Consider the following 15,097-nt stretch of genomic DNA (forward strand, 5'->3'; position numbering starts at 1 on the left):
AGTTAAAAATTTTTAATATGTGCCATTGAGCACAAAACAGTTATAAAGGAATAATCATGTCACGTAAGTATTTTGGTACCGATGGTGTAAGGGGCAAAGTAGGCACGTTCCCTATCACACCAGATTTTGCAATGAAACTTGGTTGGGCTGCAGGTACGGTTTTAGCCTCAAGCGGTACTAAAGAGATTTTAATCGGTAAAGATACACGTAATAGCGGTTATATGTTTGAGTCGGCAATGGAAGCAGGCCTTTCTGCTGCGGGTGTTAATGTTGCCTTTGTTGGCCCTATGCCTACCCCTGCGGTTGCCTATTTAGCATCAACGTTTAGAGCCGATGCCGGCGTAGTAATTAGTGCCTCACACAACCCATACTACGATAACGGGATTAAATTTTTTAATAACTTTGGCACTAAGCTTAACGATGAGCAGGAGCTTGAAATTGAAGCCTTGCTTGAACAAGCATTAAAAAATGATGCAATGCAGTGTGTAAGCTCAGAGCGCTTAGGTAAAGCAAGGCGTATTAACGATGCCGCCGGCCGATACATTGAATTTTGCAAAGGCATATTTGCCAAAGACTTAACCCTTGAAGGCTTAAAAATAGTTGTCGATAGCGCTAATGGTGCAGCGTATCACATTGCCCCTAATGTTTATTCTGAGTTAGGTGCTGAGGTGATCAGCATTAATGACAAACCCGATGGCTTAAATATTAATGAGCAATGCGGCGCTACCCATTTAGATAGCTTGCAATCTGCCGTAGTGGCTAACAATGCAGACTTAGGTATTGCGCTTGATGGTGATGCTGACAGGCTAATGCTTGTTGATGATGCGGGCAACGTTGTTGATGGTGATCAAATTTTATATATTCTGGCAAAAGCGGCGAAGCTACAAGGTAATATGAACGGCGGTGTTGTAGGTACGCTTATGTCCAACCTGGGCTTAGAGCTTGCGCTTAAAGACATGGGTATTCCATTTAAGCGCGCAAAAGTAGGCGACCGCTATGTTGTTGAGCAACTTAAAAACACCGGTTGGAAACTAGGCGGTGAAGGCTCTGGGCATATTCTACACTTAGACTATGCAACCACGGGTGACGGTATAGTTGCATCACTTTTAGTGCTAACCGCGCTTATACAGCAAAAGCAATCCTTAAAAGACTACGTAGCGGGTATGCAAAAACTACCGCAAGTACTTTTAAATGTGCGTTTAACACAAAATAATGCCGATGAAATACTCAATACTGACTCAGTAAAGCAAGCTGTACTTGATGCCGAAAGTATATTGGCGGACACTGGGCGTGTTTTATTGCGTAAATCAGGCACTGAGCCACTCATCCGCGTTATGGTTGAGTCTACCGATTCGGTGGTCTCGCAAGCGCAAGCTGAGCATATTGCAAGTGCAATAAAAGCGCTGGTTTAAGGTTAAAGGTCCAAGGTTAAAGATTAAAGGGAAAAGGGAAAAGGTTATAGGAGTTGTTTAAGTTAAGATGTTGCCAAAATTAAAGATACAAGTTTGAAGGTGAAAGCTATAGTTAATTGATGGAAAGCTAGATAAAAGAGATTTTTATGCAATTTGAAAATCTTGATGTATGGCAGCGCTCAGCTGATTTAGCCTGTGAGGTTTACCTGCATTTTAAATTAAGTAAAGAGTTTGGGTTAAAAGATCAAATAACACGTTCAGCATTGTCGATTTCTTCAAATATTGCAGAGGGATTTGAAAGAAAAACGGCAAAAGATTACGCCCGTTTTTTATCATATTCTAAAGGCAGTTGTGGGGAGCTGAGATCTCAAATCTATATCGCAGTAAAAATAGGCGAAATTGAAGCAGAGCAAGCTGATAAATGGTTGGCTGAGGCAAAAGAGATTTCGTGTATGCTTTCTGGCTTAATGAAATCAATTGAGTCTTGGTAATATTTTTTGACCTTTTTCCTTGGAGCTTTAGCCTTAAAATATAGCCCTTAACTTCATATTCGCTTTATGTGCAAAGAAGTTAGGGGCGAATGATTTAGGCTTTATGCAATCCCACGCTCAATCATCATTTCATTAAATGCATACCCATCCTGCCTAGATGCATTAGCTACGTACGGCGCATAAACTTCAAATAATAAACGTGTATCGCTATGCCCTAACATATGTGAAATATATAACGGGTTTTCGTGTGCGGCAATATGCAGCACAGCTGCAGTGTGGCGTGTTTCGTAAGGGCGCCTACGTGCTAATCCTGCTTTTTTTAATGTGGGATACCACAGCTGTTTACTCACAAAGTGATTATCGAGCGGGTTGTCTTTATGAGTAAATACAAAGTCACTACTTGTTTGCTCTTTTAAGCGGTTAAATAGTGTATAGAGCGTATCGCACATTTTTAATTCGCGGCGTGACTTAGGCGTTTTCACATCACATAACTCACCATTAACCCAATTATGGCGAATACGAATAAGACGATGGTTAAAATCAATGTCTTCCCAACGTAAGCCATGCACCTCACAACTGCGCATACCTGTCCAAAAACGCACTTTAAAGTAATCCTGCCACTGTGTAGGCGCTGCTTCTAAAAACCGTTGAACCTCATCAGCCGTTAATGGGTTAGAGTCAGCGCGCTCTTCTTTAAGTATTTTGTATCGGCGCATAGGGTAAGGAAAGTTATGCTCTTCAGCCGCTAAGCTTAAAATTGCAATAAGTGGCCATAAAATGCCATTAATACGCTTGTTGGTGAGCTTTCGTCGGCCATTTTTTTCTATCAACGTTAAGCTTTCACGAAAATAATCTACATTGGCCAATGTAATTTCGCTTACCAGTATATTGCCAAATTCAGGGATCAAATAGGTATCGAGGGTATTGCGTACTACGCTTTGGTAGCTGCTTTTCCATTTGGCTTTTTGACGATCGAACCACTCATTGGCGTAGTCGTTAAAAAATGGGTGAAGGCGATCGGGGTGTTTACTGCGCTGTAGAGCTTCAAACTTCGCCACTTTTTTACTCTCAGGAAAATAATCACGGTATTGAAACGTTTCTAAATCAATTTCTGCGTTCATTTTTTTGAGTAGGGTATTGGCTTTTTTTAAATTAGCCGGCGTTGCTATGAGCTTAGTGCCTTCACGAAAGCGTTGCCCATAAAGGTGTAAATCAAATTGAATACGTCCGTTAGGACGAATGCGAATGTGAGCCATAATGGCCTCCATTAGTTAATGGATCTATAAATAGATCTATCCCTCACCAATGGAATTCGCTAGAATTAAGCCATCGGCTGGGTAGGTTTAAACGTCGCGCAGCCGGTACGGGGTAGGGAGGTTGCACCCTCTTTACCCCAACTGCTTATCTTACTTATGGGCTGTGTTTTATACCACGGTGTAATAAATGGTAAAAAGCCACATTTTTTAATCTTACTAACAAATATAATGACTGCTGTTTATTTGTCCAGTGTTTTCTGTTTTTAATACTCATCATCAAAGTCACTGTTAAAAAAGTCATTCTTTTCTATTCGTTCTTCTGGCTCACTCACTCCTTTATTTTTGTCATTTTTATTGAGGCTAGCTAGCAGTGATGCTACTTTTTTATATTGGCTATCATCTCTTTCAATTGGAATAGTGTGGGAAGGCAGTATGTCATCTTTTGCGTAATACACGCCCAGTTTAAGTTCACCACTTGCCTCTTGTAAAATATCGAATTGCGCTGTTTTCGCGCCGACTAAATCTTTAATTTTGATGTTGATTAAATCTGTGGGCGAAAAGTGATACACCGAAGCTGTTTCAGTGTTTTCTGCGTTAACTTCGGATACTTCAATTGGGAGAACAAACTCATAAGGGTCTGTAAAAAATGCAACTGCCGCTTGTTCTTTGTTGAGGTATAGCAATGCACGGTTTTCTTTTTTGATAATTTTATATGCTTTTATGCAATGCCTGAGCTCTTCTTTAAATGTATAAAAATCTAATTCAAATTGAAGTAGAGTTTTCGTTTTTGTAGGTGTTTTTACTCTAAATTCCTCAATACCAGCTAATGAGTGCGTGACCGTACACTCTTCTGTTTTAAACGTAAGTACATCACCTGCCTGATTTATTTCTATATCACTGCTGTTTGTGGTCTCACACAAATCAGCGAGCTGCTTGGTAATTGCTTCTGTAATTGTAAGTGGTGTAGCAAGTTTAAGTGCATCGGATAAAGGTTTATCCCTTACTTCACCATCACGCTGTATACGTATGCAATCTTTTCTAAATTCAAGTAGCTCGAAGGGGAGACTTTTTGTTGCCTCTTCAACTACTTTGGTAATAAGTGCTTTGGACACTTTTGAAGGCTTCATTTTTTTATTATCTTTAAGATACTCTAAATGCTCAGGGTCTGCAGCACTACATGTACAGCGACGTAGTGCGACTGCATTATGTTTTGTATTTATATGCTGTAGTTCCATGTAAAGGTTTTTCTTAGGATCCGTGCGAATATTCAATTCTATATCGACTTTGCTTGTAAAATAATCGGGAAGTTGTTTTATAAAGCTAGCATCAATAGCATACTTTTTATCCTTCAGGCTTGTTGATTGCTCACTAAGCTTAAAGTTGTGCAGATTGAATAAGGGCCTTTTACCTACAATGAAGACTATCGTTTGTTCTTTTTTACTTACAATAGCGGTGACCTTATTTTCCGGAATACGCGTATCGATCTTGCTAGCAAGCTCTTTAAGTTGAGCATGGTTATTATGAGAGATAATAATTTTCATATTTTATCCTTTTGGAATTGAATAGATTGTATGAATGACAATGTATACTCGAGCACACAAGGGGGAAGCTGTTTTTTAGGGGTTAACAAAATCGTTAATCTTGTTTTGCCAATAGGGTGTTTAATAAGTGAAATAGTTTCGTTCTTTTGAGTAAATAGCTTTTTAAGCAGCGTTTTTTTTTGCTCATTATTCGTTTTTCTATTTACTGATAATACAAATTTGCTAGTTAACCAGCCCCAATCGGAATGCCTAAAAGCAGTGGTAAATGCATTAGCGTTTTTCTTATTACAAGCCAGCGTGATTTGCAGAGACTGACCATCATCAGAAAGTACGACGGGAGGTAAATTGTTAAGAGCCGTTCGCTGTTTTTTATGGACAGGTTTTATATGGTGTTTACCGCCTTTATCCCAAATAAAGCTCACTGCATCTATGGCCATTGCATTATCTTTAATCATATTATTAAAAATAAAGCCCAGTAACGTGTTATCGCTATCCAAAAGTGTATCTTTCCATGCTAAACCGTGTTCGTTGCTGAACAGGCTCTGTTTTGTCTCGCTCTTTTTTCCAAATATGAATTTTCTGATGGTGTCATCGCATAATTGTACGTGTTGGCTTTGTTTTTGTTTAAGGGTTTGGCTGGCATACTCAGGGCTTAGCCTAATTAATATTCGAGATAGATCGTTAGATTGAGGGTTAAGCCCTAGTAAATAGCGTAGCTCACTGTGCGTATATTTATGGCTAATATTAGGTGCATGAGCACGACTAACGATAGGAAGTAGCCAGTCAATATCGTGCAAATACGACCAACGTGTAGTGCTATAATGAATGTGACCGATTTGTAGACCCATTTGATCTAAAAATATGGCTTNCAAGCCAATAATTAAACCTTTTAGCGACTGATTTACTTGATAGGACTTCACGCGCAAGTGGGGTTTTTCCACGTTGTTCATCAGGTGTATCGCTCACACAATGCAGGGTTTGCAGCATAAATATATGCACGCCACTGTGGCGAAGATGATGAAAATTAAGGTGTGAACCAAATAAAAAACGCAACGCACGTGACACAGGTAATAGATAATAGAGTTGCCGTGAATGATATTTTTCACCTTCAAATCCCAACAAGGGCTGCTCGCGAGTCATGTTCTTTTTTATTTTAAAGAGAAATGTAAATAACTGGCGGTACTGCTTAGGAAGCGTAGTGTAAACCTTGCGAGTAGTATTGCTTTTGGTATTGCCTTCTGATGTATTTGTTACGGTAATGGTTATAAGGCCAGTTTTTGGTTTGAAGCGAATATCTTTACGACGTAACCTTAGGACTTCACCACGACGGAGCATAGCGTAAAAGCCTAATAGCGCGGCAATCGCACAAAATAAACTACGCAAAGGGTGGTTTGTTTGGTTATTTATAAGTGACTTAATTAGCAAATCACATTCATCAGCATTTAAGCGAGCAGGGCTTACTGAAGGTGGCGCCAGCGGCGAACTAAAGCTAGATAAATCGAGCGTATCAGTGTGTTCTTGGTAGCTTAAAAAGCGCAAAAATCGATAAAAGGTTGCTTTTACATTGTTAGAATGGATAGAGTCATAAACTGTTTTAGCCCACGTATTAACTGCATTTTCGCTAATCGCATCTGCGTAACTTAGCGGGTAGGGCTCAAGTAGCTTTTTCAATGCGGTGTAAGTGCTAATCGTTCCCTTGGCAAGAGTCGATTTTTGCGGGCCACCATGAATTATATAGTCCTTGGTAAAATCAAATAGTAAGCGTGGTAAAATGTTAGCAGCATCCAAAGCGGGTATGGCGACTATATTTGGATTTTGTATATGCTTAAGTAACTTAGTGTGTGTCCAGTTTATTTTTTCTGTCGATAATGATAGTGAATCGAACCAGTTTTCCTTCCAATCGATAGCGTAAATTACATCCGTTTTTAATGTGGGTGGTATGATATTTTTAGGGTAGCTTATATGGCGTTCAGGGTACGCCAGATCTCGTATAAAAATTGGCGGAAGCTTAAAGCGAAGATACCAGCTTATTTGAAACAGTTTGGGCCATAAAAATTTATTCGTTTTGGGTAAGCCATGAGTGTGTAAATATTGAGTTAGCCTTGTAAAGAGTGCTTTAGTGCTTATAGGCTCAAGCGAATGTGCATAATAATCTTTAAGTATGCGATAAGTCATGAGTGGTAAGTGGTAGTGTGTTACGCGTTGTTCATCTGAGCTAGAGGCTATATGGTTAACGCGAAGGCGAGGGTAAGGAGATTCATTAGTAATCGAATCTGGATTATTCAAAATTGCAGTGATATGTGTGAGTGACAATGGAGCAGCGTCGTATCCTAACACCAAGGCCATAAAACATGGCATTAACGGTGTTCTTGCTTTAATGAAGTGTTGTTTTTCATCTGTGTAGTGGGAGAAAATGCGCTGTGCCTGTGCTGAGCCTTTTGCGATATCTTCAAACCACTTATTATTTGCATCATGTATTGCTGATTCAACTTTCTCGGGTACTTGCCATTGGCACGCACTCCCTAAATAAAAGAGTACGCCATCAAGAGCAAGTTGATACGCTCTTTTTTTTCCTGTGGGTATGGTATTGATCAACTTTTTTATAAGTCGAAGATCTTGGGCCTCTATTGTACGCGTTTGCTTTTCCATAAATGAGCTATTTTGTAACACCCAGATGATGTCATCTCGTGAAGTACTTAAAGGCCAGGACTGAGTTAAAAAAGCGTCAATAGTCTCAGCACAATCATGTATTAATCGCTCATGCATAAGTCATTTCCTTTAACATTAAGCGTTTTGGAAGTGTGTTTAAATAGGCCTTTAACGCACTAAAGTTAGCAGGAGAGATAAAGTCGCTACCGAGGTGCTCGCCAAGTTTTTCATGGCCCATGAGGCGATCAATATCTTGATCAAATAACTTTTCTGAGGCTGTATGACTATTAGCACAATAGCAAAAAAAGTGACGCAATTGATACGGCACCACATTCGGCCAAAGTTGGTGCATGAATAAGCGCAGCTTGCGGCTGGTTAGGGCTTCTGGAGCGCCATTAATATCAATTTCATACCACAATTCATTCATGTCGAAGTGTGAATTAAGTTGCTTACGGACAGCAGATTGAAATTTTAAATACTGTTCGATCTCATTCTGCAAATAGTCGCAAAGTATGAGTTGCCTATAGCGCCCTTTATCTTTAATAAAAGCAATATCACCGCCTGAGTAATAGTCAGATAGTATACTTATACTATGAGTGGGTCTGGCGCCTGTAAGCACAATAAATAAAAATGCAATACGATAAGTCGCATTTTTATAGTATTCGCATAGCTCAGTTCTATACATTAGAGAAGGCCTATCCGAACTATTATCTAGCGAGGACAGTGTTTTAGGCGGTCTAGTTAATTTATCTAGCTTTAAAAAAAACTCACTAACGTAGTTATCTTCTATTGAGCGTCTGCTTCCAAATTTAATTGCTTCAACACAGATCTTATCGCTACTGTGCTTTGTATTATCTAATTGAAACTGACTAATACAGCCAGGTTGCGATAACAAGTATTCCGCTTTTTTGGTGGTGGTCTCTATAAGGTTTACAGTGTGCTCTTTTAGGAACAGGTCATAATAGCTATATAGCCCGGCCTGGCGAGCTGCATCAATAAGGCGAGATAGGTAGCGATTGTGTGCGTCAAATATTTTATAACGAATACGATCACTATCCAGTGTTTGATAGTGCATTGCACTCTTGTGGTGTGCCTGCTGAGCGTCAAAAAGTTGCACTCGAGGAATAGCACCCAGTGTATTATCTATTTGGACACATTGGGTAAAGTAACGAAAAAAGCTATTTTTTCTGACTCGAGATTTTGCGGCTAGAGCCCGTGGCGTTTTCCATGTAGCATGTATCAACTCGAATAAGGTTATTTTTTCTTTTTCTTTTAAAAAGGGGATATTGTAACTTTGAGCCGCAATAAAGCGTTGAAAAAATCTATTCAGATGAGGCGGTAGTGGCTGNCTGCCATAAGTACACTGTATTATTTTTGTCTTTACATCGCCTTGCATACTCAGCCCTCGATTCCTTACCATCAAAATAAGTTCTAAAAGCGTGCTCTTGGCAAGGTGTTGAGCCTGAAATTCTAATAAAGTCAGGTATATCTCTGGGATCATCCATACTCCCCCAATCCTGAGTTAGCCATATAAACAGGGCAACAATGCTGACTGCCGTTCGCTCTTTCTTATCAACCTTCGCAAGTTTTTTTAGCATAATAGCCATTGTTACAGCATGACTAACTGCATCTGGATAGCAGCCGCCTGCATTTTTTAAACGGTTGCTTCTTGCCACATGTTCAAATGAACTCATAGGAACTCCTGCACTATCGAAAAGTTAAAGACGACGTATTAGCTAAGTTTGCCAATAATGATTTGTTAGGGCGCGAGATCCCTTGCTCATCAAAGCATGTGAGGCGATTACGTAAATTTTTATTAAAATTTGCTTTTAAAGAATATGTAAATGCGGGATCACAAAGTAAGGTCGATCTCAAAACAAGCTCAACAGCGTCACTTGGATAAACCAATAACTTTAAGTTAAGCTCAGTGTGTAATGGGTGGGCTTTAAAGCGTTCAAGCACTCCACTGGGGGCGAGTGCGAAGTAGGTATCATCATTAGCAGTTTGGGTCACTGGCAGTGGATGTAAATCTAATAATGTTTGTATTTCCTGAATTGGTAATTTATTAATACTCAGTGAGGGGCTTAATTTTAGTACATCATTTTCTATAAGCTTATTAAGTATTGGGTGCGCCTTTAACTTAGCTTTAAATAATGGGATTGATTTCTGTTTATATAGCATAGTATTCACCTATTTTTTAAGCTCATCATATTTGATGGAGCTTCAGGACGTTTTCTATACTTTTTGATTATATTGTTGATTTATACGCTGTCTATTTTTGGTACATTTATTTTAAATAGCTTAAATATTAAGTGATAATTGCTTTTAAATGATGCAAGAGAAAATCGATGGAAAGAATTAAATTTTAATATACTGAGCGCACCCGTCAGCAATAGGCGTAAATCTGAATAAGGTCATAAAAACTATAGTTTTAAGTAGTGGCTGCAAGAAAACGTGACTTGGATGCTTATTTGGTAACACGAGCATAGAGAAGTACTTATCTAAAATGGCTTAACGGTAAAAAAAGCGTACCTGTATTAATCTTTTATTTTACTGAAACAGGCTATTTTCTTTATCGACTTCTTTTAATACTTGCTCAAGAGGCATTGTATCTAAAGCGTCAATAAGACTCATACCTAGATCATAGTTGAAAGAGTTAAACCAAAGCGCTAAATCCCAGTTTTTATAATCGCCATCGAGTATTTTTAAAATGCTCGTTATAACAGGTTTTACACCACCAGCATCGAATTGAAAGGCAGGGTAGCCACGGTTGGATTTTTCGTTTGTTTGTGTGACGGAAAAAAGGATTTGCTCTTTTTCCATAAGCTCAAGATCACTCTGGGTATATTGTTTGTCTAGCGATAGGTAGTCTATAGCTTGTTGCGATGTAAGTATTAATAAGTGCTTTGTAAATTTATTTATCCCATTAAAATAAATTTCATGCTGTTTTGTTGGCGCCTCGTTTGCACTTTTTAAACTTAGGACGTCGATAAAAAATCTTTCATATTTACACGTCATTTTAAACCTCTATATAAGCACATTATATAATCCTTATTGTAGCTCGGCCGAAGTATATTCGGGGGATTATTTTACCTACAAGAGGTGAACTTTCTGCAGGATGATCGCATTGTGTGGCTAGTAAATCTTTAGCTCTTTGTATTTTTGGTGGGCACCAGCTTTACTGAGTAGGCTATAACACGTGTATTAATAATTAGTCTTTTTTTAGACTATCAGATCGTTATTGAGTGTAAAAAAAACAGCAACTTACCATAAGCCATTTTAATTTATGAGAAGGTTCTCTAGTAGAAATACCAATAAAAATTCAGTATAATTTTCTCGAGTTAATGACACTTGTGTAGCTTAAGTCTTGAAATAACAGCAGTGCACAGCCTATGTTCTGACCCATTTATTTTGGGATGGTAAGTCATAATTATTCGGTTATTAAGATCTTGTTAAGTAAAACGCTTAAGTTAGATACAGAACAGTCTCGCTAGTTGCTTAAATTTTTACAAGGTACTTAATATGCTAACTTTAAAAAATGTAAAAAAAATTCCTTTTCCTACTCTTCGCTATCCCTTAGATACTAAAGAAAACCGTGCAATTAATGTAGCCAAGAGCATGCATTATCAGATAAAGCGGTTAGACATTACAATTAAAGATGAGAAATTTTTATTATCATTTGCTAAGTCGCTAAATGAAGTAGAAAGAGACCCTTCAGCCCCTTACCTGTGTTTTGACTGCGATCCACAGCGTACTGCGCAATTTTTACAACGATTTCAGAGTAACTTATCTGAAAGTGGGCAAAACTTCAGTCTATCAAAATTAGGCTACCTATTGGCGCTAACATTGGGGTTTGATAAATATGATGCCCTGCTTAGGCAGCTAGAGGCATATCAATGTTTTATTGAAAAACCGTGGCATATCGGCGGAAAAAAATTACCAAACCTGTAATGTGTCGTGATTACAGTGGCGTATATGTACATTTGCCAATAGTATCTATAGATGCCAGACATTCATCTCTCTTTCAAGACATCTCAGTAAGCAAAATTAGAGCTAATCATCCTAAATTTATAGGCCGACCAATAATATTTTCATATAAAACACTTTACCATGGCTGTGAATTTAGAAACTTTGGGGCGACTGAAGAGGATGCCATGGCTAATTGTTCACGCTGTACATCAACTTAGAGATATTAAGTTATGGCATATTGAATTAAAGTTTTACCGAGCGACCTTGCGCTACCAGAATGAAACAGCTGATTACATGTAGTGTGCTATTTAAAAAGTTAATCTCTTAATTAAACTACGCTGTTTGCGTAGCACAGATAACAGTTATTCAGCCCTCATATTAATAATAAAAAAGATCGGCTCTCGGTGTACTGGTCTTTTTATTTGCTAATTGTGTTTACTTCTTAGCATATAACCCCCCTGTGTCAGGATAGTCTCAAAAATGAATACCTATTGAGCCATGTGTTAGTACGCCAACTTCAGCATAGTCAGTGCATACTGTTATATTTGTAATTTTATTTGGAAGCAGTGGTGTGCCACTCATTAGTCATCCTCCGAGAATATATCTTCAATGGTATCCCAGTCTGGTAGAGAGTGTTGTTTTGAGGTAACTTCAAATTGTAAGTCAACTGCATCAAGCAGGCGCTCAAATATATCGAACGAACCCGTAAAGCGACCGTTCTCAATCTCGGAAATCGTTGTTTTATTAATCCCTGCGATCTCTGATAGCTTTTGTTGCGTGTAGCCTAAAGCTTTCCTGCTAGTACTTATTTGCTTGCCAATATCTGCTCTACTTGACATATATTCACTTATTGAATGTTAGCTATATGGCTAATATATTAGTATACAATCCCTATGTTAGCTATATAGCTATATAGCTAATAAAAATTATCAATATTTCACCCAATAGAGTCCAATAATTTTTCTACGGTGTTGAAGGGAACTGTGTGATCAGCGCGTTAAAATCGAAATCACCGCTTACCCGGCATTTTAAGAAATCAACACTGTCATTTGATTTGAAGTAAGGTTATGTTTACAGAGCAAGTCGAACTTCTCAAAGAACCTAGTTTCGTTATTCAAAGTAAGGGGTTATTTGTTTTAAATTTCAACCATACCGCCTTAATAAGAAGCTAAAAAATAGTTGCTTATACTTTAGCAACGTAGGATTAGGAGGTGTTTTTTGTCTTTCTTAATTGACTTGATATGTTTTTGATACCAAAATATATTTAATTTTGGTATTGGAGGTTGGCATGGCGAAAAATACAAGTGTTACATTAGGTGAGCATTTTGACTCATTTATTAGTCAGCAATTAGAGACTGGTAGGTATGGATCTGCAAGTGAAGTTCTAAGAGCTGGATTAAGAGCCTTAGAAGATCAAGAATTGAAAATGAACAATTTAAGGAATATGTTGGTTGAGGGAGAAAACAGCGGAATAGCTGACTATTCATATGACACATTATTAAGTGACTTAGATAAAGAAAATCATTGATATGAAATTTCATATATCTAAAAAAGCTAAATCAGATTTAATAAAAATCGCTCGTTACACGCAACTTAACTGGGGCAGGCAGCAGAGAAATGACTATTTAAAATTACTTGATAGCGTTTTTCATCAAATTGCAGAAGAACCAGAGCTAGGTTATATTTGTAATTACATTAGAGAAGGCTATAGAAAGCGACCGCAAGGGAGTCATGTCATCTATTACAAAGAATTCGGCAAGAAAGAAGTTGTAATTATTCGAGTTCTTCATAAAAGCATGGATGTACATCGGGCTCTCTGAAAACGTAACTGGCCTGTGTATGTATTGGCGTGTTTGAGCTGATAGAGAGTGGCAGATCAGCATACCGAACGATTTACGTTGCAAGGTTTGCCGGTACAGTGTTCATCTTATATTCGTTAACCAAGACTACTAACGGAGTTGATAAACAGGCTATGGACACTGCGAATAAGCGGTACAAGCTAATGCAAAACGAAATAAAATAAATATATCAGCACTTGTATATATATATCAGTGTTGATATACGTTGTTTGTAGGTTAATCAATGAGGTTATTAAGATGACTCTTGAATACTCAAACATCTTTGATGCAATTACAGAAGATAAAGCCGAAGCCTCTGAACTTCAGACGCGCTCAGATCTGATGATTGTTGTTCGTGACATTATCAATGCGAAGAATTGGTCACAGGCCGATGCAGCGATTCAATTAGGACTAACCCAACCTCGCGTAAGCGATCTTGTTAATGGCCGAATTGATAAATTCAGTATTGATAAGCTAATGACTTGTTTGTACAGAATTGGTTTTCGTTTTAAACCATCTTTTTCAGATGACCAGTTAACGATGGCTGTTGAAACCGTTAAAGAACACTAGGTGGAATAAGTTGACCACTTCTATCTTGAAGCTTTGGATGATTAGCTATCTCCAAGCTTTAAAATCAGTGAGGGTGTTTGACCACGTAATGTTTATTATTGAACTGTAGATTGTCCTCTGATTTTACTTTACCTAATACTTGATGGTATCCGAGCGTTTATCTTCAAGCGCTCTATCGCTTAAAGGCTTTTTTAAAAGGTCCCGTTCCTTCGTGACACGCTTTAACTCAGTCTCTAATTTAGTGATATTCAATTTTTCATCGGATGATTGAATGGATTTAGGTTTATCTGATAACTGGCTTCGCCAGTGATGTAAAGTTTTGGTACAAATAAATAACCTAACCCTGCCCAAAAGGATTAATTTGATTTATACATCTTCACTTTATAAATCAAAACCCCTCTCGATATGATTCATAAAATGTAGACTTTTACATCATAATTCGACATAAGTTGATTAATAAAATACAAGAGTTTAAATGATATGTACCATCGGCAAAAAAAATTGGCCTCAATTTGAATAGGCTTATTCAGCTAAAAGCTAAGGGCAAAGCTTATTTAGGCTGTAAGCGTCGTTACTTTAAATCGTGAGCTCCGTCGTATATACAGAAATAATTTGGAGTGGCTGAATCAGATAATGCGTGATTCATTGACAGCACGTATATCAATAAACCCTGTGAAAGTTGGCTGTATCTCGCTGTGGCTGTCGGCGTGTTCTTTTGTAAGAGAATTGGCTGGCGTTACAGCTAATAATTAAGCGGAAATCGTTATCAAAGCGATATTAGTGGCTGTACGGACTGATAAAACAAAGCAGCCTAGCTTAAAAAGCTAGGCTTTATGTTCATATAATTGACACGTATTGGCGGCGATGGATCGTTCACACAATTAAGCAGGTGAAAGTGTCTAAAATAGCCAAATTCAGACGTTTTTCTGCCTTATTTAAAAAGCCAAGTCACGCTCAAAGCCTTACTGTGTAAGGCTCTAGAAGAGGGTAATGTTTTCTTCTAGAAGAGGGAACTATCAAAGAGTATTCGCTTTGTATATATTCTAATACCAGCTAGTAACTTAATACTTCTACATTATTAGGCGGAATAGCCTTTAGGCCTATGTGGGTTGATGGTGTCAAGCAATCGCTTGGCTTTGCTTCTTTTTGATAGGCTGTATGCCATTGTACTAGTGCCATATCATCGAGTATTAAATGTGCTTGCTGCTGCGAGGGAATAGCTTGAATCTCTAATAGCACACGGTAACTTTTATAGCCTCTTCGTGGTGACTGAAATTCTATATCAACGTGTTTAAATACCTTATTGCTGTCTATATTAAGTTCTTGAATCAGCTGCTTTTCGCTGTTGGTGTAAGCATCAAATAGTGGCTG

At 38.1% G+C, this 15,097-nt stretch carries 12 protein-coding genes and 1 pseudogene; 7 read left to right on the top strand and 6 right to left on the bottom strand.

What is annotated here, in order from left to right; translation table 11 throughout:
• Positions 1-56 precede the first annotated feature (56 nt).
• Together glmM and L650_RS0111735 are read left to right on the top strand one after the other, a co-directional pair.
• A complete protein-coding gene (gene glmM, locus L650_RS0111730; protein WP_029773238.1) occupies positions 57-1,412 on the top strand; it encodes a phosphoglucosamine mutase in 1,356 nt (451 codons plus the stop codon).
• A 146-nt stretch (positions 1,413-1,558) separates the two neighbouring features.
• Positions 1,559-1,903, top strand: a complete 345-nt coding sequence (locus tag L650_RS0111735; protein ID WP_029773239.1) for a four helix bundle protein — start codon at positions 1,559-1,561, stop codon at positions 1,901-1,903.
• Between the two features lie 101 nt (positions 1,904-2,004).
• Here L650_RS0111735 and L650_RS0111740 read toward each other — a convergent pair whose 3' ends face one another.
• The 4 genes from L650_RS0111740 to L650_RS0111765 form a co-directional block, all read right to left on the bottom strand.
• Positions 2,005-3,159, bottom strand: coding sequence for an Arm DNA-binding domain-containing protein (locus L650_RS0111740; RefSeq protein WP_029773240.1), 1,155 nt, complete (start codon positions 3,157-3,159; stop codon positions 2,005-2,007).
• Between the two features lie 263 nt (positions 3,160-3,422).
• Positions 3,423-4,700, bottom strand: a complete 1,278-nt coding sequence (locus tag L650_RS0111745) for a hypothetical protein (protein WP_029773241.1) — start codon at positions 4,698-4,700, stop codon at positions 3,423-3,425.
• 4,356 nt (positions 4,701-9,056) lie between these two features.
• Positions 9,057-9,530, bottom strand: a complete 474-nt coding sequence (locus tag L650_RS0111760; RefSeq protein ID WP_029773242.1) for a hypothetical protein — start codon at positions 9,528-9,530, stop codon at positions 9,057-9,059.
• A 369-nt stretch (positions 9,531-9,899) separates the two neighbouring features.
• Positions 9,900-10,367 carry a hypothetical protein gene (locus tag L650_RS0111765; protein ID WP_029773243.1) on the bottom strand — a complete coding sequence of 156 codons (468 nt, stop codon included), beginning with the start codon at positions 10,365-10,367 and terminating at the stop codon, positions 9,900-9,902.
• 504 nt (positions 10,368-10,871) lie between these two features.
• Here L650_RS0111765 and L650_RS0111770 point away from each other — a divergent pair.
• The gene (locus L650_RS0111770) at positions 10,872-11,300 is read left to right on the top strand and encodes a hypothetical protein (RefSeq protein WP_029773244.1); all 429 of its coding nucleotides are present in this window, start codon (positions 10,872-10,874) and stop codon (positions 11,298-11,300) included.
• A gap of 599 nt (positions 11,301-11,899) precedes the next feature.
• Here L650_RS0111770 and L650_RS0111785 read toward each other — a convergent pair.
• Complete coding sequence (locus L650_RS0111785; RefSeq protein ID WP_024609406.1) at positions 11,900-12,157, bottom strand: helix-turn-helix transcriptional regulator; 258 nt, start codon at positions 12,155-12,157, stop codon at positions 11,900-11,902.
• A 449-nt stretch (positions 12,158-12,606) separates the two neighbouring features.
• Between L650_RS0111785 and L650_RS0111790 the strand changes: the two genes are divergently transcribed.
• The 4 genes from L650_RS0111790 (at position 12,607) to L650_RS0111800 (ending at position 13,726) form a co-directional block, all read left to right on the top strand.
• Complete coding sequence (locus tag L650_RS0111790) at positions 12,607-12,846, top strand: type II toxin-antitoxin system ParD family antitoxin (RefSeq protein WP_008113998.1); 240 nt, start codon at positions 12,607-12,609, stop codon at positions 12,844-12,846.
• A gap of 1 nt (position 12,847) precedes the next feature.
• Positions 12,848-13,138 (top strand): type II toxin-antitoxin system RelE/ParE family toxin, encoded by a 291-nt coding sequence (locus L650_RS0111795; RefSeq protein WP_029773245.1) that lies wholly within the window; start codon positions 12,848-12,850, stop codon positions 13,136-13,138.
• Between the two features lie 29 nt (positions 13,139-13,167).
• Positions 13,168-13,341, top strand: a complete 174-nt coding sequence (locus tag L650_RS23780) for a type II toxin-antitoxin system RelE/ParE family toxin (RefSeq protein WP_223230575.1) — start codon at positions 13,168-13,170, stop codon at positions 13,339-13,341.
• Between the two features lie 73 nt (positions 13,342-13,414).
• Complete coding sequence (locus L650_RS0111800; RefSeq protein ID WP_029773246.1) at positions 13,415-13,726, top strand: helix-turn-helix domain-containing protein; 312 nt, start codon at positions 13,415-13,417, stop codon at positions 13,724-13,726.
• A 1,053-nt stretch (positions 13,727-14,779) separates the two neighbouring features.
• Here the strand turns inward: L650_RS0111800 and L650_RS24340 are convergent.
• A pseudogene (locus L650_RS24340) lies at positions 14,780-15,097 on the bottom strand (hypothetical protein); the annotation flags it as partial.

Origin of the sequence: Pseudoalteromonas sp. TB51, from assembly GCF_000498055.1 — a bacterium.
GTDB classification, from domain to species: Bacteria; Pseudomonadota; Gammaproteobacteria; order Enterobacterales; family Alteromonadaceae; genus Pseudoalteromonas; species Pseudoalteromonas atlantica.

Coding starts and splice junctions, on each gene's coding strand:
- glmM (WP_029773238.1), top strand. CDS start 57: ATGTCACGTAAGTATTTTGGTACCGATGGTGTAAGGGGCAAAGTAGGC.
- L650_RS0111735 (WP_029773239.1), top strand. CDS start 1,559: ATGCAATTTGAAAATCTTGATGTATGGCAGCGCTCAGCTGATTTAGCC.
- L650_RS0111740 (WP_029773240.1), bottom strand. CDS start 3,159: ATGGCTCACATTCGCATTCGTCCTAACGGACGTATTCAATTTGATTTA.
- L650_RS0111745 (WP_029773241.1), bottom strand. CDS start 4,700: ATGAAAATTATTATCTCTCATAATAACCATGCTCAACTTAAAGAGCTT.
- L650_RS0111760 (WP_029773242.1), bottom strand. CDS start 9,530: ATGCTATATAAACAGAAATCAATCCCATTATTTAAAGCTAAGTTAAAG.
- L650_RS0111765 (WP_029773243.1), bottom strand. CDS start 10,367: ATGACGTGTAAATATGAAAGATTTTTTATCGACGTCCTAAGTTTAAAA.
- L650_RS0111770 (WP_029773244.1), top strand. CDS start 10,872: ATGCTAACTTTAAAAAATGTAAAAAAAATTCCTTTTCCTACTCTTCGC.
- L650_RS0111785 (WP_024609406.1), bottom strand. CDS start 12,157: ATGTCAAGTAGAGCAGATATTGGCAAGCAAATAAGTACTAGCAGGAAA.
- L650_RS0111790 (WP_008113998.1), top strand. CDS start 12,607: ATGGCGAAAAATACAAGTGTTACATTAGGTGAGCATTTTGACTCATTT.
- L650_RS0111795 (WP_029773245.1), top strand. CDS start 12,848: ATGAAATTTCATATATCTAAAAAAGCTAAATCAGATTTAATAAAAATC.
- L650_RS0111800 (WP_029773246.1), top strand. CDS start 13,415: ATGACTCTTGAATACTCAAACATCTTTGATGCAATTACAGAAGATAAA.